Origin of the sequence: Streptomyces sp. NPDC088817 (assembly GCF_044750345.1) — a bacterium.
Lineage (GTDB): Bacteria > Actinomycetota > Actinomycetes > Streptomycetales > Streptomycetaceae > Streptomyces.
This window is the reverse complement of sequence record NZ_JBIVJN010000003.1, coordinates 303559-324489: the sequence shown is the minus strand read 5'-3', so window position 1 is coordinate 324489 and position 20931 is coordinate 303559. Positions and strand designations below refer to the sequence as shown.

The following is a 20931-nucleotide window of genomic DNA, read 5'->3' as shown; positions in this document are numbered from 1 at the left end:
GTCTTCCCGGCCCGCCCCCTCCCGACCTGTCATCTCACGGACATGACATCTGTCATCCGGCAGTCAGGACCCGCGACACTGCAAGGCACCCCGGCCCGTCGGCCAGCATGTCCGGCATGACGACAACAGCGGAGCGAGCCGGCACCACCACGGTGGTGGGGTTCGACAAGGTGACCAAGAGTTACGGGAACGTACGGGCCGTGGACGGGCTGACCCTCGCCCTGCATCCGGGCGAGACCGTCGCCCTGCTCGGCCCGAACGGCGCCGGCAAGTCGACCACCCTCGACCTGCTGCTCGGCCTCAGGCAGGCCGAGAGCGGCACCGTCAGCGTCTTCGGCACCACTCCGCGCGAGGCGATCGTCGCCGGGCGCGTGGGCGCCATGCTGCAGAGCGGCGGGCTGATGGAGGACGTCACCGTCGCCGAACTGGTCCGGCTCGCCTGCGACCTGCACCCCAAGCGGTACAGGACCGCCGACGTGCTGGCGCGGGCCGGTATCTCCCAGATCTCCGACCGCAAGGTGAACAAGCTCTCCGGCGGCCAGGCCCAGCGCGTCCGCTTCGCCCTGGCCACCGCCGGCGACAGCGACCTGATCGTCCTGGACGAGCCGACCACCGGCATGGACGTCTCCGCCCGCCAGGCCTTCTGGGCCACCATGCGCGAACAGGCCGACGACGGCCGTACGGTCCTGTTCGCCACGCACTACCTGGAGGAGGCCGACGCCATCGCCGACCGGGTGCTGGTCCTGCACCGGGGACGGCTGCTGGCCGACGGCACCGCCGCCGAGATCAAGGCGAAGGCGGGGGCCCGGCGGGTCGCCTTCGACCTGGAGGGCGACATCGACGAGGCCGCGCTGCGCGCTCTGCCCTTCCTGACCTCGATCACCGTGAGCGGCCAGACCGTCCGCATCCAGTCCTCCGACGCCGACGCGACCGTGCACGCCCTGTACGGGCTCGGCCTCTACCCCCGCAACCTCGAAGTCGCCGGGCTCGGACTCGAGCAGGCCTTCGTCGCCATCACCGAGGCCGAGGAGGCCAAGCAGTCGTGAACAGTCTGATCAGGCTGGAACTCACCCGCGCCCTGCGCAACCGCAAGTTCCTGTTCTTCTCGGTCCTCTACCCCTCGATCCTCTTCCTGATCATCGCGGGCAAGGCGGACGGCGTCACCAAGGTCGACGGCACCGGCCTGACCGTCCCGACCTACATGATGGTCTCCATGGCCTCGTTCGGCGCCCTCACCGCCGTGCTCATGGGCAACAGCGAGCGCATCGCCAAGGAGCGGGAGAGCGGCTGGGTACGCCAGCTGCGGCTGACCTCGCTGCCCGGACGCGGCTACGTCCTCGCCAAGACCGCGGGCGCCGCCGTGGTCAGCCTGCCGTCCATCGTCGTCGTCTTCGTGGTCGCCGCTGCCGTCAAGCAGGTCCGCCTGGAAGCCTGGCAGTGGCTCGCCCTCACCGGCGCGATCTGGGCCGGCAGCCTGGTCTTCGCCGCGCTCGGCGTCGCCATCGGCTACCTCGCCAGCGGGGACGCGGTCCGCCCGATCACGATGATCATCTACTTCGGCCTGTCCATGCTCGGCGGCCTGTGGATGCCCTCGACCACCTTCCCGCGGTGGCTCCAGGACATCGCCGAGTGGCTGCCCACGCACGCGTACGCTGCACTGGGGCGGGCCATCGAGGAGAGCCAGGCCCCGCACGCGAAGGACCTCGCCATCCTCGTCGTCTTCTTCGCCCTGTTCGCGGGCGGCGCGGCCTGGCTGTACCGGAAGGACACGCTGAAGGCGTGAGCGTCATGACGGAAGACCGGACGGAGGACCGGGTGCGGGAAGAGGCCGGCCCGGAGCGGGCGATACGCATGGGGGAGTCCCCGCGCAACGTCAGGGAGGCGCTGCGCAAGAGCCTGTGGATCGGCATCTGGCTGCTGTTCCTCAGCTCACCGGTGCACGACCTGGTCTCCGGCCGCCACACCCCGCTCGGCACCGTGGCGGGCGGGGTGGGCCTCGCGGCCTTCGTCGGGGTCTACCTGGCGGTGGTCTTCCGCCACCTGGGCCGCCCTGTCGGCCGGACCGTCGACCAGCGGTACGTCGGCGCTCTGATCGCCGGTCTCGGCGTGCTCGCCCTCGTGCTGTGCCTCACCCTCGGCCCGCACTGGACCGGCCTGTTCGTGTACGTCTCGGTCTCCTGCGGGGCGGCGCTCTCCCTGCGGACGGCGTACTGGACGATCCCGCTGACCGGCGCGGTGATGGTCCTGACCACTCTGCACCTCGGGGGCGGGGACGTCTGGCAGCTGCTCCTGCTCGTGGTGCTCATCGGCTTCGCCATGACCGGCGTACAGCAACTGGTGCGCACCACGGTCGACCTGCGCAAGGCCCGCGCCACGGTGGCGCAGCTCGCCGCCAACGAGGAACGGCTGCGGCTCGCCCGCGACCTGCACGACCTGCTCGGCCACTCGCTCTCGCTGATCACGCTGAAGAGCGAGCTGGCCGGCCGGATGCTGCCCGACCACCCCGACAAGGCGGCCCAGCAGGTCGCCGACATCGAACAGGTCAGCCGACAGGCCCTGGTCGACGTCCGCGAGGCCGTCACCGGCTACCGGCGCCCCCGCCTGCACGCCGAACTGGCGGGCGCCCAGGTGGCGCTGACGGCCGCCGACGTCGTCGCCGACGTGCCCGCCGAGCCCGACCTGCACGGCGTCACGGAGGAGAGCGAGTCCGCGCTCGCCTGGGCGCTGCGCGAGGCGATCACCAACGTCGTACGGCACAGCGGCGCGACCCGGTGCGCCGTCGGCCTGGTGCGCCGCCAGACCCTGGACGGGCCGTTCCTCGAACTGTGCGTCGAGGACAACGGCTCGGGCGGCACCGCCGGCGTCGCCAAGGGCCCCGGCAACGGTCTGACGGGCCTGGCCGAGCGTCTGGACAAGGTGGGCGGGCAGCTGGAGGCGGGGCGTGCCAGGCGCGGCTTCCGGCTCACCGCCCGGGTGCCTCTGGCCTCCCGCGCGGACGTAGGATCCCCGGCATGAGCCGAACGATCAAGGTCCTCCTTGCCGAGGACCAGTCGATGGTGCGCGAGGCACTGGCCGCGCTGCTCGGCCTGGAGGACGACATCGAGGTCGTCGCCCAGGTGCCGCGCGGGGACGAGGTCGTGGCGGCGGCGCACGCCCACGGCGTCGACGTGGCCCTCCTCGACATCGAGATGCCCGGCTGCACCGGCATCGAGGCCGCCGCCCGGCTCCACAAGGAGCTGCCCGCGGTGAAACTGGTCGTGCTCACCACCTTCGGCCGCCCCGGCTATCTGCGCAGCGCCATGGAGGCGGGCGCGGACGCCTTCCTGGTCAAGGACGCCCCGGCCGCGCAACTCGCCGCGGCGATACGCAAGGTGCTCGCGGGCGAGCGGGTCATCGACCCCACGCTGGCCGCGGCGGCCCTCGCCGAGGGCGCCAACCCGCTGACCGACCGGGAGCGCGAGGTCCTGCGCGCCGCGGCGGACGGCTCCACCAACGCCGAGCTGGCCGCCACCCTCCACCTGTCCCAGGGCACGGTCCGCAACTACCTGTCGACCGCGATCCAGAAGCTCGCCGTACGCAACAGGACGGAGGCCGTGCGCATCGCGCGCGAGAAGGGCTGGCTGTAGGACGGCCCCGAGGACGTTTCCGGCAGGTTCAGTTCAGCAGGGCCCGCGCCGCCCGCGCCTGTCCCCGCACCCGCTCGGCCGCGGGCTCGTCCACCGCGCCCAGCACCTCGGCGTACGCCTCCAGCTCCCGTGCCCCGTCCACGAAGTCGCCCCGCTGCACCAGAAGCTGCGCCCGCTCGTACCGCAGCCGCGCCGGACGCGACGGCAGCAGCAGCGACAGCTCCACCGCCCACAGCGCCACGTCCGACCGCTCGGGCCGCACGGCCGCCCAGGCCCGGATGTTGTTCAGGATCCGGGACACGACCTCCAGAGGACTCGCGGGCACCAGCATCGACGGATCCAGCGGCGCGCCCGTCGCCCCGACGACCAGCAGGTCGGCGTCCGCCCCGGTGAGTACCCGGCCCCCGTCGAACGGGTCCGCGAGCACCTGTTCCCCCGCCGGCCCGAACCCCACGACGAAGTGCCCGGGCAGCGCGACCCCGTACACCGGGGCCCCGGCCCGCCGCGCGACCTCCATCCACACCACCGACAGCAGGATGGGCAGCCCGCGCCGCCGCACCAGCACCTCGTGCAGCAGGGACGACTCCAGCCGCTGGTAGTCGGCCGCCGCGCCGTGGAACCCGTACCGCTCCCCGAGCAGTTCGCACAGGGCCCGCGCCCAGTCCCGCGGCCCGCCCGGCCGGTACGGCAGCTCCCCGGCGAGCCGGTCCAGCTCCAGCTGCGCCGCGTCCATGCCGGCCTCGTCCAGGGTTCCGTCGGCCGCCGCGCCCACCAGCAGGCACAGCGCGGCGAGGTCCGGTCGCTCGGACCGCACCTCCTCGCCGAACCACCGGCGCACCGCGGCGGCCCGTTCCGGAGACGGCGGATGCGGGGGACCCATAGCAGGCTCGTGCCCTTTCACGACGATCCCTACGACGGACGAGCGCCGGAGTTCTTCGGCGACCGCGGCTCCGGTTCCGCCGGCGACGGCCGCGGACGGCCGCCCTCGCCGGGCTCCGGGGCGCGGTAGTGGTGGTACGTGTGGTGCGCGCCGAAGCCCATCCCGGCGTACAGCGCCCGCGCCGCCTCGTTCCCGGTCTCTACCTGGAGCCAGGCCGCCGAGGCGCCCTCGTCCAGGGCCCGCCCGGCGAGCGCGGCGAGCACGGTGGTGGCCAGGCCGCGTCGCCGCAGTACTGGATCGACCTCGACGGCGGCGAAGGACGCCCAGCGGCCGTCGACGACACACCGTCCGATCGCCGCCGGAACTCCGCCCTCGCCGGGAACCGTCGCGAACCACACCGACGGCCCGCTGCCGAGCACCCTCAGGGCCACCTCGCTCACCCCCTTGCGCCGGTACCGCGCAAGCCACGCCTCGTCGGCCGTGCGGGACAGCACGACCCCGGAGCCCTCGGCCCGGTCCGCGACCGGCGCGAGCGCCCCGATCCACAGCTCGGCGCTCACCTCGCGCACCCAGCCCCGCCGCTCCAGCTCCGCGCACAGCGATTCCTGCGTGCCCTCGGCGCCGGTGGCCGTCTGGAGGTACGCGGGCAGGCCGCGCTCGCCGTACCAGCGTCGTACGGCATCGAGGGCCGCGTCGAGCGGAAGCCCCGGATCGCCGAGCGGCAGCACGGAATTGGCACGCCGGGTGAATCCCGCGGCCGCCCGAAGCTCCCACTCGCCCAGCCGCTCGCTCTCCACCGGCCGCCAGGCCCGCGCCGCCACACGCGCCAGCTCCTCGTACGTGGCCGCCGGACCCCGCCGTCTGGCCGGTGCGGCCGGTACCACCTTGCCCGCGACCAGGGAGGATTCGGCGATCTGTACGGTCTCGCCACTCTTCCGTGTGATCAGCAGCACACCGTGGTCCCATGATGTGAGAACTCCGACCGTGTCGGTGAACTTCTCACCCGGCGCGCCAGGTTCGCTCAAGCGCCGTATTGAGACCCGTTTGCCCACATCAGCAGTGGTGATACGGACCTCGAGGCGCCCTGTCGCCGATATTTCCACAGGTCTGTTCACCCCTCCTGTTCGGATCATGCCCCGGAACGGAGATACTAGGGGCGGGCATCGACGACGCCGCGCTCCCGCGCGCCAGGCGGCGGAGCCTGTGGAGGCCCGCCAGCGCCCTATCGAGGAGGAACGACAGCGTGACCTACGTCATCGCGCAGCCTTGTGTCGACGTGAAGGACAAGGCGTGCATCGAGGAGTGCCCGGTCGACTGCATCTACGAGGGCCAGCGGTCCTTGTACATCCACCCGGACGAATGCGTCGACTGCGGAGCCTGCGAACCGGTCTGCCCGGTCGAGGCGATCTTCTACGAGGACGACACTCCCGAGGAGTGGAAGGACTACTACAAGGCCAACGTCGAGTTCTTCGACGAGCTCGGCTCTCCCGGTGGCGCCAGCAAGCTGGGGCTGATCGAGCGCGACCACCCCATCATCGCCGCGCTGCCGCCGCAGAACCAGTAACAGCGGCCCGCCTTCGCGCCGCCTCGGTCCCGTATGGCCTGATCGCACTCCAGCGCTCCGCCCGCCGCACGGGACCGAGGCGTTTTCCGGACCAGAAAGTGAGCCTGATCCCCGTGTCCGCACTCTCCGACCGGCTCCCCGCCTTTCCCTGGGACAAGCTGGAGCCGTACAAGAAGACGGCCGCAGCCCATCCGGACGGCATCGTCGACCTGTCGGTCGGCACCCCCGTGGACCCGGTCCCCGACCTGATCCAGAAGGCGCTGATCGCGGCCGCCGACTCCCCGGGCTACCCGACCGTGTGGGGCACGCCCGAACTGCGTGACGCGCTCACCGGCTGGGTCGGACGCAGGCTCGGCGCGCGGGACGTCACCCACCGGCACGTCCTGCCGATCGTCGGCTCCAAGGAACTGGTCGCCTGGCTGCCCACCCAGCTCGGTCTCGGTCCCGGCGACAAGGTCGCGTACCCGCGCCTGGCCTACCCGACCTACGAGGTCGGCGCCCGCCTGGCCGGCGCGGACCACCTCGTCTACTCGACGACACCGGGCGACGGCGTGCCGGGCCCCACGGAGCTGGACCCGGCGGGCCTGAGGCTGCTGTGGCTGAACTCGCCCTCCAACCCCACGGGACAGGTGCTGCCCAAGGAGGAGCTGCGCCGGATCGTCGCCTGGGCCCGCGAGCACGGCGTGCTGGTCGTCTCCGACGAGTGCTACCTGGAGCTGGGCTGGGAGGCCGACCCGGTCTCGGTCCTGCACCCGGACGTGAACGGCGGCTCGTACGAGGGCATCGTCGCGGTCCACTCGCTGTCCAAGCGCTCCAACCTGGCCGGCTACCGCGCCGCCTTCCTGGCCGGTGACCCGGCCGTCCTCGGCCCGCTGCTGGAGATCCGCAAGCACGGCGGCATGATGACCTCGGCGCCGACCCAGGCGGCGGTCGTGGCCGCCCTCGGTGACGACACCCACGTCCGCGAGCAGCGCGAGCGTTACGCCGCCCGCCGCGAGGCCCTGCGCGGGGCCCTGCTGTCCCACGGCTTCCGCATCGAGCACAGCGAGGCGAGCCTCTATCTGTGGGCCACGCGCGGCGAGTCCTGCTGGACCACGGTCGCCCACCTCGCCGAGCGGGGCATCCTGGTCGCCCCCGGCGACTTCTACGGCGCCGCGGGCGCGGACTTCGTACGCGTGGCGCTGACGGCGACGGACGAGCGGGTCCGCGCGGCGGTGGAGCGCCTGGCCGGGTAGCCGGCGGCGGCTCGTCCGCACCGGCACGGCGACGGGGTCCTTACGACGACGGGGTCGTTACGACGACGGGGTCCGGGGAGGAATCCCCGGACCCCGTCGGGTCGTTCGCGCGGCGCTCAGCCGATCGGCAGGCCGGAGACCGGCAGGGACGGCGTCGGCAGCCCGCCCTTCGTCGCCGTCCGCGTGGCGCCGCCGAGGAGCCCGCCCGCGGACCCCGCCGCCTTCTGCGCCGCCGGCGCCGCCTGCTTCACGACCTTGCCGCCGGAGTCGCCCGCGACCCCGGTGACGTGCTGCGCGGCACCGTCCACCGTGTTGCCGACGCTCGCCCCGTCCAGGGCGGTCAGCCCGCCGAGGTTCGGGGCGGCGGGCAGCTCGGGGGCGGCGGAGGCGGCACCGGCCGCACCGACCCCGGCGGCCGCTCCCGCAGCGACGAGCAGCGCGGCACGGGCGATCCGGCGGGTCAGGGGGAGGGACATGTTGCTCCTTCGACGGAGGGAACGGACGCTCTGACTACCGCTCGAAGTCCGCGAAGGTTGCGGCGGGCCAACGTAAAGAGTTGGCAATGCGTCGCATTATCGGGTACGCGGAAAAGCTTCCCTCAAGCCGACTGACCCTCCGGGGTGACGAGCCGTACTAACGCCCGGTCGTGGTGATGCGCACCGAGCCCGCCGCCCGCTCCGCTCCCGCGGCACCCTGCGTCTGCGCCGCCCGCCACCGGCTGTCGGTCATCCCGGCCTTCCACTGCCAGCCGCCGTAGGAGACCTGCTCGATGTGCAGCGCGGAGGCGTTGGCCACCGCCCAGTGCGCGAGCTGCCAGCCGCGCTGCCGCGCGCTGCGCCCGGCCGCGGCCGTGTCGTCGGGCACGGGCACCGTCACGGTCCGCCCGTCCCCGACCGCGACCGGGGTCGGCGTGGGCGTCGGCGACGGGGTGCCGCCGACCTCCGCGCCCGCCTCCTGCACCACGTCCCGGCCGAAGTCCCGTACGAGTGCGGCACGCACCGCGTCGGGCCCGCTGGACCGGGTCGGGCCAGGACGGCCCTGGCAGGCCAGCGTGGCCCCGGAGCGGCCGGTGAGCGCGGCGGCGAGCAGCGTCGCGTCCGGCTCGTGCTTGGCGTACGCCTGCGGGAAGCCGCTGCGCTGCACGCGCTGAGCGGCCACGGTCAGCGGCAGCCGCGTGTAGCCGGGCACCTTGTTCAGATGGTCGTAGAAGATCCCCGCCGAGTAGGCCGGGTCCAGGATCTCCTCCGGTGTGCCCCAGCCCTGAGAGGGCCGCTGCTGGAACAGGCCGAGGGAGTCCCGGTCGCCGAAGTCGATGTTGCGCAGCGCGGACTCCTGGAGCGCGGTGGCCAGCGCGATGGTCACCGCCCGCTCGGGCATGCCGCGCCCGGTGCCGACGGCCGCGATCGTCGCCGCGTTCACCGCCTGCTCCGGCGTGAACCGGTACGAGGCTCCGTCGCCCTTGCCGGAGACGACCTCGCAGCCCGGACCCGAGGTGCCTCCGGTCAGGTACTGCACGGAGAGGTAGCCCGCGAGCCCGAGGAGGACCACGAAGGCCGCCCCGAACCGGAGGAGGCGGCCACGACGCTTGGAAGAGGGGGGAGGGTGCGGCACGCCTACAAGGTACTGGAGGCGGGCGGGACTGGTGAGGCAGGTGTGCACAATGCACGGCCGCAGTGCGGCGGTTCGCCGGGTTAGGGTCGACCGCATGGCCGATAACCCGCTTGACCTCACGCTGGACGCCGCGCGCCTGACCGCGCGACTCGTCGACTTCCCCTCGGAGAGCGGCACCGAGAAGCCGCTCGCCGACGCGATCGAGGCCGCGCTGCGCGCCCTGCCGCACCTGACGGTCGACCGTCTCGGCAACAACGTCGTCGCCCGCACGAACCTCGGGCGCGCGCAGCGGGTGATCCTGGCCGGCCACATCGACACGGTCCCCATCGCCGGGAACGTCCCCTCGCGGCTCGACGAGGACGGCGTCCTGTGGGGCTGCGGCACCTGCGACATGAAGTCCGGAGTGGCGGTCCAGCTGCGCATCGCGGCCACGGTCCCCGCCCCCAACCGCGACCTGACCTTCGTCTTCTACGACAACGAGGAGGTCGCCGCCGAGCTGAACGGGCTCAAGCACGTCGCCGAGGTACGCCCGGAGTGGTTGGCCGGCGACTTCGCCGTGCTGCTCGAACCCTCCGGCGGCGAGGTCGAGGGCGGCTGCCAGGGCACGCTGCGGGTGCTGCTGCGGACCAAGGGCGAGCGGGCCCACTCGGCGCGCGGCTGGATGGGCTCCAACGCCATCCACGCCGCCGCGCCGATCCTGACGCGACTCGCCGGGTACCAGCCGCGTCATCCGGTCATCGACGGCCTGGAGTACCGCGAGGGTCTCAACGCGGTCGGCGTCTCCGGCGGGGTGGCGGGCAACGTCATCCCCGACGAGTGCGTGGTCACGGTCAACTTCCGGTACGCCCCCGACCGCACCGAGGAGGAGGCCGTCGCCCACGTCCGCGAGGTGTTCGCGGACTGCGGGGTGGAGGAGTTCGTGATCGACGACCACAGCGGCGGCGCCCTGCCGGGTCTGCACCACCCGGCCGCGGCGGCGTTCATCGAGGCGGTCGGCGGTATCGCGCGCCCGAAGTACGGCTGGACGGACGTCTCGCGCTTCTCGGCGCTGGGCATCCCCGCCGTCAACTACGGCCCCGGCAACCCACACCTGGCGCACAAGCGCGACGAGCGGGTGGAGACGGCCAAGATCCTCGCGGGCGAGGAGCGCCTGCGGGCCTGGCTGACGGACTGACCACCGCGGTCATACCGACGTCCCCCTCTCGTAACCCCCGCGGATCTACGCTGAGGTGGAACGTCACGCAAACGGAGGGAGCGTACATGCCAACAGGGAATCCCGAGGGCAAGAAGCAGCCACCGGACGAGCAGCGACTGGGACCGGTCCTCCGGCGGCGCGGTCAGGTCCAGGCGAGCACCACGGACCAGCGCCTGCTGGACGAACGTGCCCCCACGGACTGGGTCCACACCGACCCCTGGCGCGTGCTGCGCATCCAGTCGGAGTTCATCGAGGGCTTCGGCACGCTCGCCGAACTCCCGCCCGCCATCAGCGTGTTCGGCTCCGCGCGGACGCCGGTGGAGTCGCCGGAGTACGACGCGGGGGTGAAGCTGGGGCGGGGCCTGGTCGAGGCGGGCTTCGCGGTGATCACGGGCGGCGGCCCGGGCGCGATGGAGGCGGCGAACAAGGGCGCCCTCGAAGCCGGGGGCGTCTCGGTGGGCCTGGGCATCGAGCTGCCCTTCGAGCAGGGCCTGAACGCGTATGTCGACATCGGCCTCAACTTCCGGTACTTCTTCGTCCGCAAGATGATGTTCGTCAAGTACGCGGAGGGCTTCGTCGTCCTGCCCGGTGGCCTCGGCACCCTGGACGAGCTCTTCGAGGCCCTGACCCTGGTGCAGACCCAGAAGGTCACCCGCTTCCCGATCGTCCTCTTCGGCAGCGCGTACTGGGGCGGCCTCGTCGACTGGCTGGAGAACACCCTGATCGCCGAGGGCAAGGCGGCCCAGGCGGACCTCACCCTGTTCCACGTCACGGACGACGTGGACGAGGCGGTGGCCCTGATGTCCAAGGAAGCGGGGCGCTAGCACCCCGTACGACGGGGGTACGGGGTACTGGCGTCGGCGCGGTGGGCTCCGGTGCTCGTACGGTGGGGTTCCGGGGCCTGTGCGGCGGGGGACCAGGGCCTGTCCGGCGGGGGCTGGGCCCCCGGTTCTACGCCAGTCCCCGTCGGGCCACCGCCGGGGGCCGGTGGCCCGCGATGGCCGCCACCATGTCCAGCACCTGCCGGGTCTCGGCCACCTCGTGCACCCGGTACACCTGGGCGCCCAGCCACGCCGAGACGGCCGTCGTCGCCAGTGTCCCCACCAGCCGTTCCTTCACCGGCTTGTCCAGCGTCTCGCCCACGAAGTCCTTGTTGGACAGCGACACCAGCACCGGCCACCCGGTCGCGACCATCTCGTCCAGCCGCCGCGTCGCCTCCAGGCTGTGCCGCGTGTTCTTGCCGAAGTCGTGCCCCGGATCGATCATCACCGACTCCCGCGGCACCCCGAGTGCCACCGCCCGCTCGGCCAGCCCCACGGTCACCCGGAGGATGTCGGCCATGACGTCGTCGTACGTCACCCGGTGCGGCCGGGTCCGGGGCTCCGCGCCGCCCGCGTGCGTGCACACCAGGCCGGTCCCGTAGCGCGCGGCGACCTCGGCGAGCCGCGGGTCCACCCCGCCCCACGCGTCGTTCAGCAGGTCGGCACCCGCCTCGCACACGGCCTCGCCGACGTCGGCCCGCCAGGTGTCGACGCTGATGACCACGTCCGGGAACCGCCGCCGCACCTCGGCCACGAAGCCGACCGTCCGCCGGGCCTCCTCCTCGGCGCTCACCTCGTCACCGGGCCCGGCCTTCACCCCGCCGATGTCGATGACCGCGGCCCCCTCGGCGACCGCCTGCTCCACGCGCGCGAGGGCCGGCTCGTCACGGAACGTCGACCCCTGGTCGTAGAAGGAGTCCGGGGTCCGGTTGACGATCGCCATGATCACCGGCTCGTGCGCGTCGAACTCGCGCCTGCCCAGCCTGAGCATTCCCCTGTGACCTCTCCTCTTCTGCCCGATCTCGTCGGCCTCGCCGGTCTTCCGGTCCTGCCCGGTCTTTCCCGGCCATCGGCCGTCTGCGACCCTAACTGTCAGCCTCGCATGGCACGATCGGACCCTGACAGATACGACAGACTCCGTGGGGACCGAGCGATGGTTATGTTCTTCTTCCTGGTCGTCGCGCTCGCCGTCGTGGTCGCCGCGGTGACCCTGGCGGTGGTGGGCGGCGGCGAGGGAACCGGGCCGCTGCCCGAGGCGGCGCCCGAGCGGCTCCTGGACCCGCTGCCGCCGGACCGCCCCGTGGACCGCGAGGACGTGGAGACCCTCCGCTTCCCGATGACCGTACGGGGCTACCGCATGGCGGATGTCGACGACGCCCTCAGCCGGCTCGGCGCCGAACTCGCCGAGCGCGACGCACGGATCGCCGACCTGGAGTCCGCGCTGGCCGGCGCCCGGGCCGCGGCCGCCCACGTCCACCTGACCAAGCCCGAGCAGGAGGACCAGCCGTGACGGACGACACCCCGACGCCGGGCGCCGCGATCGCGGGCCCGGACGGCGCCCCGCGCTGCCCGTGGGCGCTGTCCGCGGCGGAGTACGTGGCCTACCACGACGAGGAGTGGGGCCGCCCGGTCCACGGCGACGACGCGCTCTACGAAAGGCTCTCCCTGGAGGCATTCCAGTCCGGCCTGTCCTGGATCACCATCCTGCGCCGCCGCGCCGGCTTCCGCGCCGCCTTCGCCGACTTCAAGATCGCGGCGGTGGCGGACTTCACCGACGACGACCGGGAGCGGCTGCTCGCCGACCCGGGCATCATCCGCAACCGCGCCAAGGTCGACGCGACGATCGCCAACGCGCGCGTGCTCGTCGACTGGGCCCCGGGCGAGCTGGACGCCTTCATCTGGTCCCACGCCCCCGACCCCGCCACCCGCCCGGTACCGACGACCCTTTCCGACGTCCCGGCGGTCACGCCCGAGTCCACGGCCCTGTCGAAGGCCCTGAAGAAGCGCGGTCTGCGCTTCGTCGGCCCGACGACGGCGTACGCCCTGATGCAGGCCTGCGGCCTGGTCGACGACCATCTCGCGGACTGCGTGGCGCGCCGCCCCTGACCCGTCCGGCCGGGGGCGGCACCGACCCGCGCCGCGGTCAGCGGCCCAGATAGGTCGGCTTCTCCTTGTTCACGAACGCCCGCACGGCGATCGCGTGGTCCTCGGACTGCCCGGCCCTGGTCTGGAGCTCCTCCTCCTTGAGGAGGGTCTCCTCCAGGGAGTGCGTCAGCCCGTGGGCCACCGCCTCCTTCAGCGCCGCGTACGCCAGGGTCGGCCCCTCGGCCAGCGCCCGCGCCGTCCGCTCGGCCTCGGCCCGCAGTTCGGCGGCCGGCACGACCCGGTTGGCGATGCCCAGGTCGTGGGCCTCCTGTGCGGTGATACGGCGCGGGAAGAGCAGCAGGTCGGTGGCGCGGGACGGTCCCACCACCCGCGGCAGCGTCCACGAGATCCCCGAGTCCCCGGTGAGCGCGACGCCCACGAACGAGGTGTTGAAGGACGCCGTGTCCGCCACGATCCGGTAGTCCGCGGCGAGCGCGAAGCCGAAGCCCGCCCCGGCGGCGACCCCGTTCACCGCGGCGACCACCGGCTTCCGCGCCCCCGCCAGCGCCCGCACGATCGGGTTGTAGTGCTCCCGCACGGTGCTCATGGTCTGCCCGGACCCGGACTCCCGGTCGGCGGCCAGCAGCCCGATGTGCTCCTTGAGGTCCTGGCCCACGCAGAACGCCCGGTCGCCGGCGGCGGTCAGCAGCACCGCCCGCACGGCGTCGTCGTCCGCGGCCTCCCGGGCCGCGTCCCGCAGGGCGACCTTGGCGTCGACGTTCAGCGCGTTCATCGCCTCGGGGCGGTTCAGCGTGATCGTCGCGAGCCCGTCGCTCACCTCGTAGAGCACGGTGTCGGCCATGGGGCATCCCCTCCGGTGTCGCCTCGTCCACGTACCGGTCGGTACGTCGTGGTCCGTCGTGGTCCGAGGACAGCATGACGGAGATCACCGGGCGGGGCGCGGAGCCGGCATGTGACCTGCGTCAAAGAATTCCGGCGCGTCCGCGGTCGGCGGGCGGAGCAGCGGGAGCGCAGTATCGCAGCCACATCGCCGAATTGAGTGGTTTTGCTCGCGCGCGTTGCCCAAGCGATGCCAACTGATGTTGGTCATCGGGTCCTGGGATGCGGGATAATGGCTTGGAAGCAATGTGTTCGATGCCGGTGTCGCGTGTCCTGTGCCGTTCTGGGCAGGGACCGTGCGCGTGCCCTTTTGGTGGGCCGGCGGCTTTGACGATGAGCTGGGTTTCAGGAAGGGGAACGAGCATGGCGGCCATGAAGCCGCGGACGGGTGATGGCCCGCTCGAGGTGACCAAGGAGGGGCGGGGCATCGTCATGCGCGTTCCGCTCGAAGGCGGCGGTCGGCTCGTCGTCGAGTTGACCCCTGACGAGGCCGACGCGCTCGGCGACGCCCTCAAGAAGGTCGTCGGCTGACGCGCAAGCGACCATACCCTTTCAGTTGCCCCGGCATCGTACGCGGTGTCGGGGTCGCTGTCTTTCCAGGGGTGTGCGACGCGCGGGTGACGGGGGCGCTCAGCGCTTGACGGCGCACAGCAGTCCGTCGCCCACCGGCAGCAGCGACGGCGTCAGATCGGGGCTCTCGCGCACCGCGCGCAGCAGTTCCCGCAGCCGCACCACCTCCGTCGGCTGCGGTCCCGAGTCCACCGTCCGCCCGTGCGCGAAGACACCCTCGAAGGCGACGAGGCCTCCCGGTCTCAGCAGGCGCAACGATTCAGCGAGGTACTCGGGGAACTCCAGCCGGTCGCCGTCGCAGAACACGAGGTCGTATCCGGCGTCCGCGAGGCGGGGCAGCACGTCCAAGGCACGGCCGGGGATGAAGCGGGCCCGGTTGCCGGCGAAACCGGCGGCGCGGAAGGCCTGGCGGGCGAACTGCTGGTGCTCCGGCTCGGGATCCACGGTGGTCAGCACCCCGTCGGGGCGCATGCCGTGCAGCAGGTGGATCCCGGAGACCCCGGTGCCGGTGCCGATCTCCGCGACCGCCTTCGCGTCCACGGTGGCGGCCAGCAACCGCAGCGCGGCGCCCGCGCCGGGCGACACCGAGCGCAGCCCCGCGTCACGGGCCCGCTCGCGGGCCCAGCGCAGCGCGTCGTCCTCGGCGACATAGGCGTCGGCGAACGCCCAGCTCGTCTGCCGGTTGCCGGTAATGACCCTCTCCTGTCCCCGTGGTTGCCTGGGCGTGACTGTATCCGCTGGGGCCGGGAACCCGCAGATGGGACCGGTCGTTTGAAGGGGTGAGGAAGCGACACCATGCGCGACGGCGGTGCGGACGGGGGGTATGGGATGGATCGGGACACCGAGCAAGTGCTGACGCAGCCGCATCAGCCGGACCAGCACGTGTCAAATTCTCGTAAAACTGCTTATCCGGAGCTAACGGGCGAGGTGGCTATGGTAGGGGCTCCACTGGACACCACCAGAGCCGACAGGGGAGGTGCGGCTGCGCCTGTGGATCGGGGAGGAGTGCTACGGCGCTTTCTCGGATCGGCGGGCAGGCCGAAATCCGTGACCAACACCGCTGCCGACGTGAGCCACGCCACCGAATCCGCCCAGACCGCGACCTTCTCGACCGACGCGGACGGGCAGGCGTGGACTCCGCCCACCTGGGAGGAGATCGTCAGCACGCACAGCGGCCGCGTCTACCGCCTGGCCTACCGCCTCACCGGCAACCAGCACGACGCCGAGGACCTCACCCAGGAGGTCTTCGTCCGCGTCTTCCGCTCCCTGTCGACCTACACGCCGGGCACGTTCGAGGGCTGGCTGCACCGCATCACCACGAACCTCTTCCTGGACATGGTCCGCCGCAAGCAGCGCATCCGCTTCGACGCCCTCGGCGACGACGCGGCCGAGCGGCTGGCCAGCAAGGAGCCCACCCCGCAGCAGCTCTTCAACGACGCGCACTTCGACGCGGACGTCCAGCAGGCCCTGGACACCCTCGCGCCCGAGTTCCGTGCCGCCGTCGTCCTGTGCGACATCGAAGGACTGTCGTACGAGGAGATCGCCGCGACCCTGGGCGTCAAGCTCGGCACCGTGCGCTCCCGCATCCACCGCGGCCGTTCGCAGCTGCGCAAGGCCCTCGCGCACCGTTCGCCGCAGGCCCGGGCGGGGCGCCGCGGCTTCGTGGCCACGGTCCCCGCGCTGGGAGGAGGGGGCGCGCCCGCGTGAGTGGATCACGACCGGACCCCGCGGGGCGTCTCGCGGAACAGCATCTGGGAGACCGGCTCGCCGCCCTGGTGGACGGCGAGCTCGGTCACGACATGCGTGAGCGTGTCCTGGCGCACGTGGCCACCTGCCCGAAGTGCAAGGCGGAGGTCGACGCGCAGCGCCGTCTGAAGAACGTCTTCGCCCAGGCGGCCCCGCCGCCCCCTTCCGAGAGCTTCCTGGCCCGCCTTCAGGGCCTTCCCGGGGGCGGTACCGGCGGCGGTGGCGGTTCACCGCTGGGCGGGGGAGGGCTGCCCGGAGGGTTGTCCTCCAGCTCCGGAGTGTTCGGGGTGAACCGCGGCGAGCAGTTCGAGTTCGGCTATGTGCCGGCTCGGCCACATCCCGCCGACCCCGCGGAGGACCGCGGCTTCCGGATCCACCCCGTGGGCCGTGCGGACAGCGAGCGGTCCGCCTCGCGCGGGCTGCGGTTCGCGTTCGTCGCCGCCGGGGCGGTGTCGCTGGCGGCCCTCGCCCTGGGCGGGGTGAGCACCGGTTCGGCGGGTGACACCGCCACGGAGGCGCGCGGCGGCTCCGGGGCCGGCAGCAACGTGACTCCGGCGCGCACGGCGGGCACGGGGACGGCATCGGGCTCCGACACCGCGCGGCGCCGCCAGTCGGCCGCGCCGCAGTCGGCACAGGGGCAGCGGTCGTCGGACTCGGCGCAGGCGGCCTCGACGCCGCCGGCCGCGCCGCTGCTGCCGGGGGCCGTGCCGCCGGGCGGGCAGGCGCAGGACGTGATGCATCCGCTGACCACTCCGGTGGTCGCCGGAGCGGCCGTGATGTCCCCGCTGATACGTCCGCTCACCACGGCCCCGCCGATCTCCCTCACCTCGTGGTCCGGCGACCCGGGCTACACGGCCCCGGGCCTGCTCAGCGCGCCCTCTCCCTCCGCCTCCTCCCGTACCGCGCGCTGACCGGTCCCTGCGCGGCGGTTCGGGAACCTGGTTGAATCCACGGTGGTCGCGCCCATGACACCGGTCGGGGCGCGGAGTCGACGCCGTGCCGCGTCCCGCTGTGGGGAGAACATGAACGAGGGCAAGCCCACGAAGTCCGCCCGCCCGAAGTGGTGGAGCCGCTCAGCCCCTCCGGACACCCGGCCGGAGGGCACGGCGCCGGACGGCGTGACAGTGGGTGAGGCCTCAGCCCAGGGCCCGGGCGCGCCCGGACCTGCCGCCGGGGACGGCGACTACGAGCTGGAACGCCCGCTCCCGGCTTCAGACGACTTCGAACTCGCTGAGCCCCGTCCGCCGCTCGCGGGGGCGGAGGACACCCACCTGGGGTCGGCGGACGCGCCGCCGGCGGCGACGGTGCCCGCCGAGCCGGCCGCACCCGCCGCGTCGGCGACTCCGGCCGGTCCCGGTGTCCCGGCGCCCGTCTCCACCGACACGGGCGCCGACCGGCCGGTGGAGGGCCCCTCCGGGCCCGTCGACGCCTCCGGCGGCCCCGGCGAGCGTCCGAGCCCCCTGCACGACCCCGACCCCTACAGCACCCCTCCGTACGGCGAGCCGGGCCCCTGGGCACCCGCCCCACCGTTCCAGCACCCGACGGCACCCCCCGCGCACTCCTCCGCAACCCCGGCCACCGCACCCCACGACTCGCCCGCGCCGTACGGCCCGCCGCCCGTGGGGGTCCAGCCGGGTGCCCCGGTGCCCGCGCCTCCGGCGCCGCCCGCGTTGTCGCCGCAGGCGGCGGCCGACCCGTCCCAGGGTTCGCTCGCCCCGGACGCCCAGTCGTACGGTTCGGCGCCCATGCCGTCCGGCGCGCCCTCGCCGCCGCAGGCGCTGGCCGGTGCCGCAGCGCAGTGGGCGGCCCCTCGGGACGCCGTGCCGGCGGGGGTGCCGCTCCGGGGCGACCCGGGGCATGGCGTGCCCGCTCAGGCCATGGGTGACGGGCACGGCGTGCCCGCCTCCGGCGACGGCGGGGTTCACCCCGGTGCCGGGGGCTCCGGGGGGCCCTGGGGGCGTTACGACCCCTGGGGTGGTGTGCCGTTGCAGCAGAGCGGGGGCGGTGCGGTCAGTGCCGAGCAGCGGCACCGGCGGGTCACGCGGGCCCTCGTCGGCGGGGCCGTCGTGCTCGCCCTGGTGTCCGGCGCGCTCGGCGGGCTGGCCGGGGCGTACATCGAGCGCAACGGCGGCCTCGGCACCGTGGAGCTGCCGCAGGCAGGGAAGGAGCCCGCCGGGCGCGCCCCGGACAGCGTCGCAGGGATCGCCGCCCGCGCCCTGCCCAGCGTGGTGACGCTGCACGTCAGCGGCTCCGGCCAGGAGGGCACCGGCACCGGGTTCGTGCTCGACGGCCTCGGCCACGTCCTCACCAACAACCACGTCGTCGAGAACGCCGCCTCCGGCGGCGACATATCGGTGACCTTCAGCGGCGGCCAGACCGCCAAGGCCAGGATCGTCGGCCGGGACTCCGGCTACGACCTCGCCGTCGTCCAGGTCCGCGGCGTGCGCGGCCTGACCCCCATTCCCCTCGGCAACTCCGACAACGTGCAGGTGGGCGACCCGGTCGTGGCCATCGGCGCGCCCTTCGACCTCGCCAACACCGTCACCTCCGGCATCATCAGCGCCAAGGAGCGGCCCATCACGGCCGGCGGCGAGAAGGGCGACGGCAGCGACGTGTCCTATGTCGACGCCCTCCAGACCGACGCCCCGATCAACCCCGGCAACTCCGGCGGCCCCCTCCTCGACGCCCGGGGCCGGGTCGTCGGCATCAACTCCGCGATCCGCTCCGCGGACACCGGCTCCGACCTGCAGACCGGACAGGCCGGCTCCATCGGCCTGGGCTTCGCCATCCCCGTCAACCAGGCCAGGCGCGTCGCCGAAGAGCTGATCAACCACGGCAAGGCCAGCCACCCCGTGATCGGGGTGACCCTGGACATGAACTACCCCGGCGACGGCGCCAGGGTCGGCGCCAAGGGCCGGGACGGCGGCTCCCCGGTCACCCCCGGCGGCCCCGGAGCCAAGGCGGGCATCAGGGCCGGGGACGTCATCACCGCGGTGGACGGCCAGCGCGTCCACTCGGGCGAGGAGCTGATCGTCAAGACCCGCGCCCACCGCCCCGGCGACCGCCTGGAGCTGACCGTCGAACGCGGCGGAAAGGCACGGAAGGTGTCCCTGGTTCTCGGATCCTCGGACAGCAATTGACACAAAACGTGCGGAACGAGCCGAAAAGATCGTCGTGTACACGCAGTCCGAGGGCCCGGGACGGTACCGGTCCGGTACATGGGACGGGTACCGTGGATCCGGCCCGGACCACGGACAGCCGCACACAGACCGGACCACGCGAGGGCCGAGGACCGAGGACATCGCAAGGAGCTTCAGGTGTTCAATGACGTAGGACCGCTCGAGCTGCTGACGATCATCATCGTGGCGGTGCTCGTGTTCGGTCCCGAAAAGCTCCCGAAGGTCATCCAGGACGTCACGCGCACGATCCGGAAGATCCGGGAGTTCTCGGAGAGCGCCAAGCAGGACATCCGCAGCGAACTCGGTCCGGAGTTCAAGGACTTCGAGTTCGAGGACCTCAACCCCAAGACGTTCATCCGCAAGCAGCTGGAGAACGACGAACTGGGGCTGAAGGAGATCCGCAACGGCTTCGACCTGAAGAAGGAGATGGCCGAGATCACGGACGCGGTCAACGGCAACGAGTACGACTCCGCCGCGTCCACCGGGTCCTCCTCCGCAGGCCCCGCTGGCTCCTCGGGTGCGTCCGGTGGCCGGATCGACATGACCAAGAAGCCCGAGAGCGCCGGCCAGGACGAGCGTCCGCCCTTCGACGCCGACGCCACCTGACCCGCCTTCCCGTGTGACGCGTTTCACGCCCCCCGCGACCCGTGCGCGGCGTGAAACGGCTGTACCCACGCCCCACGCGCCGAGCGGTTTCCCGGCTGCCCGAAGCGGGATGGATATGCTGCCGAGTTGTTGTGCGGACCGGACGAGTACGCCCGAAGGGGGGCGGGCCGCCCCGGTCCGACGAGAGCGAGGAGGCGTCCGGCACATGGAGACGACAAGTCGGGCAGGCGCGCAGGCGTCTGCCGCGGAGGGTGGCCAACAGTCCCCCTTCGCCCGGCGTACGGCCGACGGCTACCTGCTGGCGCCCTTTCCCTGGTACGGCCTCGACGAGGCCTTCACAGGGCCGCGCTGGCTGATGCAGGTCGGGACCTCGGCCGACGGCGCCGTGGAACACGGTTCGACCGGGCACGGTGACGAGCCGTCCGTACGCAACGAGTTCGTGTCCGGGTCGCCGGACGAGCCCAAGGAGAGGTTCGCGGTCGTCGTCACCGTCGCCGCCCACCCCGAACGGCGTCTCGCCGACGGCACGGGCCAGCTGGAGGCCACCTCGGTCTCCTCGGCGGCCTGGCTGGCCGCGGTGGGCCTGCTCTCCTTCACCTGGCCCGGGCAGGTGGACCACACCCTGCGGGACGACTGGCTGGAGCAGCAGACGGAGACCGCGTGGGAGCTGGCCGACGACCTGTCAGGACCGGCGTGGTCGATGCTCTCGCTGCCCGTGGACGGCGTCCCGACGCCGTTCCACTACCGGGAGTCGGAGTTCGGCTGGGTGCTCGCCGGTTCGACCTCCCAGGGGGTCCACCTGGGGGCGTACGGCAGGGGCATGAGCGCGTACGGACTCGGTTTCGCCGTGATCAAGGACATCGGCGCGTACGCCTGACGCCTCGCGGCGCAGGGCCGACAGCGACACGAAGGG

At 72.9% G+C, this 20931-nt stretch carries 23 protein-coding genes; 16 read left to right on the top strand and 7 right to left on the bottom strand.

What is annotated here, in order from left to right; genetic code table 11:
• Positions 1–116 precede the first annotated feature (116 nt).
• The 4 genes from ACIP4X_RS07645 to ACIP4X_RS07630 are packed head-to-tail and all read left to right on the top strand — an operon-like array spanning position 117 to position 3626.
• Positions 117–1046 (top strand): ABC transporter ATP-binding protein, encoded by a 930-nt coding sequence (locus ACIP4X_RS07645; protein ID WP_401347177.1) that lies wholly within the window; start codon positions 117–119, stop codon positions 1044–1046.
• Positions 1043–1783: an ABC transporter permease gene (locus ACIP4X_RS07640; RefSeq protein ID WP_358728942.1), complete on the top strand. Its 741-nt coding sequence runs from the start codon at positions 1043–1045 to the stop codon at positions 1781–1783. Before ACIP4X_RS07645 ends, ACIP4X_RS07640 begins: the two co-directional genes overlap by 4 nt.
• 5 nt (positions 1784–1788) lie before the next feature.
• On the top strand, positions 1789–3015 hold the full coding sequence (locus tag ACIP4X_RS07635) for a histidine kinase (protein WP_391457072.1): 1227 nt from the start codon (positions 1789–1791) through the stop codon (positions 3013–3015).
• On the top strand, positions 3012–3626 hold the full coding sequence (locus ACIP4X_RS07630) for a DNA-binding response regulator (protein WP_100568225.1): 615 nt from the start codon (positions 3012–3014) through the stop codon (positions 3624–3626). The genes ACIP4X_RS07635 and ACIP4X_RS07630 overlap by 4 nt, the downstream gene beginning before the upstream one ends.
• Positions 3627–3654: 28 nt before the next feature.
• Here the strand turns inward: ACIP4X_RS07630 and ACIP4X_RS07625 are convergent, their stop codons facing one another.
• Both ACIP4X_RS07625 and ACIP4X_RS07620 read right to left on the bottom strand, forming a co-directional pair.
• The gene (locus ACIP4X_RS07625; RefSeq protein ID WP_401347173.1) at positions 3655–4506 is read right to left on the bottom strand and encodes a tetratricopeptide repeat protein; all 852 of its coding nucleotides are present in this window, start codon (positions 4504–4506) and stop codon (positions 3655–3657) included.
• Between the two features lie 29 nt (positions 4507–4535).
• On the bottom strand, positions 4536–5609 hold the full coding sequence (locus ACIP4X_RS07620) for a GNAT family N-acetyltransferase (protein WP_401347391.1): 1074 nt from the start codon (positions 5607–5609) through the stop codon (positions 4536–4538).
• A gap of 140 nt (positions 5610–5749) precedes the next feature.
• Between ACIP4X_RS07620 and fdxA the strand changes: the two genes are divergently transcribed.
• Both fdxA and ACIP4X_RS07610 read left to right on the top strand, forming a co-directional pair.
• Entirely contained in the window at positions 5750–6070 is a 321-nt protein-coding gene (gene fdxA / locus ACIP4X_RS07615) for a ferredoxin (protein ID WP_100568222.1), read from the top strand.
• Between the two features lie 113 nt (positions 6071–6183).
• Positions 6184–7305: a bifunctional succinyldiaminopimelate transaminase/glutamate-prephenate aminotransferase gene (locus ACIP4X_RS07610; RefSeq protein WP_401347169.1), complete on the top strand. Its 1122-nt coding sequence runs from the start codon at positions 6184–6186 to the stop codon at positions 7303–7305.
• 116 nt (positions 7306–7421) lie between these two features.
• Here ACIP4X_RS07610 and ACIP4X_RS07605 read toward each other — a convergent pair whose 3' ends face one another.
• Together ACIP4X_RS07605 and ACIP4X_RS07600 are read right to left on the bottom strand one after the other, a co-directional pair.
• Complete coding sequence (locus ACIP4X_RS07605) at positions 7422–7781, bottom strand: ATP-binding protein (protein WP_358728951.1); 360 nt, start codon at positions 7779–7781, stop codon at positions 7422–7424.
• 157 nt (positions 7782–7938) lie between these two features.
• Positions 7939–8916: a heavy metal transporter gene (locus tag ACIP4X_RS07600; RefSeq protein ID WP_358728953.1), complete on the bottom strand. Its 978-nt coding sequence runs from the start codon at positions 8914–8916 to the stop codon at positions 7939–7941.
• A gap of 94 nt (positions 8917–9010) precedes the next feature.
• Between ACIP4X_RS07600 and dapE the strand changes: the two genes are divergently transcribed.
• Entirely contained in the window at positions 9011–10090 is a 1080-nt protein-coding gene (gene dapE / locus ACIP4X_RS07595; RefSeq protein WP_401347166.1) for a succinyl-diaminopimelate desuccinylase, read from the top strand.
• A gap of 86 nt (positions 10091–10176) precedes the next feature.
• Positions 10177–10935: a TIGR00730 family Rossman fold protein gene (locus ACIP4X_RS07590; protein ID WP_358728957.1), complete on the top strand. Its 759-nt coding sequence runs from the start codon at positions 10177–10179 to the stop codon at positions 10933–10935.
• Positions 10936–11062: 127 nt separating this feature from the next.
• On the opposite strand, the gene folP is transcribed toward ACIP4X_RS07590, so the two are convergent.
• Positions 11063–11923, bottom strand: coding sequence for a dihydropteroate synthase (gene folP, locus ACIP4X_RS07585; protein WP_401347163.1), 861 nt, complete (start codon positions 11921–11923; stop codon positions 11063–11065).
• Between the two features lie 162 nt (positions 11924–12085).
• On the opposite strand from folP, the gene ACIP4X_RS07580 reads away from it, so the two are divergent.
• Together ACIP4X_RS07580 and ACIP4X_RS07575 are read left to right on the top strand one after the other, a co-directional pair.
• Entirely contained in the window at positions 12086–12442 is a 357-nt protein-coding gene (locus tag ACIP4X_RS07580) for a DivIVA domain-containing protein (RefSeq protein ID WP_391456675.1), read from the top strand.
• A complete protein-coding gene (locus tag ACIP4X_RS07575) occupies positions 12439–13038 on the top strand; it encodes a DNA-3-methyladenine glycosylase I (protein ID WP_358728962.1) in 600 nt (199 codons plus the stop codon). Before ACIP4X_RS07580 ends, ACIP4X_RS07575 begins: the two co-directional genes overlap by 4 nt.
• A gap of 37 nt (positions 13039–13075) precedes the next feature.
• Here the strand turns inward: ACIP4X_RS07575 and ACIP4X_RS07570 are convergent, their stop codons facing one another.
• Entirely contained in the window at positions 13076–13879 is an 804-nt protein-coding gene (locus ACIP4X_RS07570; protein ID WP_358728964.1) for an enoyl-CoA hydratase-related protein, read from the bottom strand.
• A gap of 401 nt (positions 13880–14280) precedes the next feature.
• On the opposite strand from ACIP4X_RS07570, the gene ACIP4X_RS07565 reads away from it, so the two are divergent.
• The gene (locus ACIP4X_RS07565) at positions 14281–14448 is read left to right on the top strand and encodes a DUF3117 domain-containing protein (RefSeq protein ID WP_003966491.1); all 168 of its coding nucleotides are present in this window, start codon (positions 14281–14283) and stop codon (positions 14446–14448) included.
• 99 nt (positions 14449–14547) lie between these two features.
• Here the strand turns inward: ACIP4X_RS07565 and ACIP4X_RS07560 are convergent, their stop codons facing one another.
• Positions 14548–15369 carry an O-methyltransferase gene (locus tag ACIP4X_RS07560; RefSeq protein ID WP_358728966.1) on the bottom strand — a complete coding sequence of 274 codons (822 nt, stop codon included), beginning with the start codon at positions 15367–15369 and terminating at the stop codon, positions 14548–14550.
• Between the two features lie 51 nt (positions 15370–15420).
• Here ACIP4X_RS07560 and sigE point away from each other — a divergent pair, with 51 nt between their 5' ends.
• The 5 genes from sigE to ACIP4X_RS07535 all read left to right on the top strand — a co-directional run bounded on the left by sigE (position 15421) and on the right by ACIP4X_RS07535 (position 20895).
• On the top strand, positions 15421–16194 hold the full coding sequence (gene sigE / locus ACIP4X_RS07555) for an RNA polymerase sigma factor SigE (RefSeq protein WP_358728968.1): 774 nt from the start codon (positions 15421–15423) through the stop codon (positions 16192–16194).
• Positions 16191–17144, top strand: a complete 954-nt coding sequence (locus ACIP4X_RS07550; RefSeq protein WP_391456679.1) for a zf-HC2 domain-containing protein — start codon at positions 16191–16193, stop codon at positions 17142–17144. Before sigE ends, ACIP4X_RS07550 begins: the two co-directional genes overlap by 4 nt.
• A gap of 111 nt (positions 17145–17255) precedes the next feature.
• Positions 17256–19373 carry a trypsin-like peptidase domain-containing protein gene (locus ACIP4X_RS07545; protein ID WP_401347159.1) on the top strand — a complete coding sequence of 706 codons (2118 nt, stop codon included), beginning with the start codon at positions 17256–17258 and terminating at the stop codon, positions 19371–19373.
• 177 nt (positions 19374–19550) lie between these two features.
• The gene (locus ACIP4X_RS07540) at positions 19551–20018 is read left to right on the top strand and encodes a sec-independent translocase (protein ID WP_358728974.1); all 468 of its coding nucleotides are present in this window, start codon (positions 19551–19553) and stop codon (positions 20016–20018) included.
• A 205-nt stretch (positions 20019–20223) separates the two neighbouring features.
• A complete protein-coding gene (locus ACIP4X_RS07535; RefSeq protein ID WP_358728976.1) occupies positions 20224–20895 on the top strand; it encodes a hypothetical protein in 672 nt (223 codons plus the stop codon).
• Positions 20896–20931: the final 36 nt, after the last annotated feature.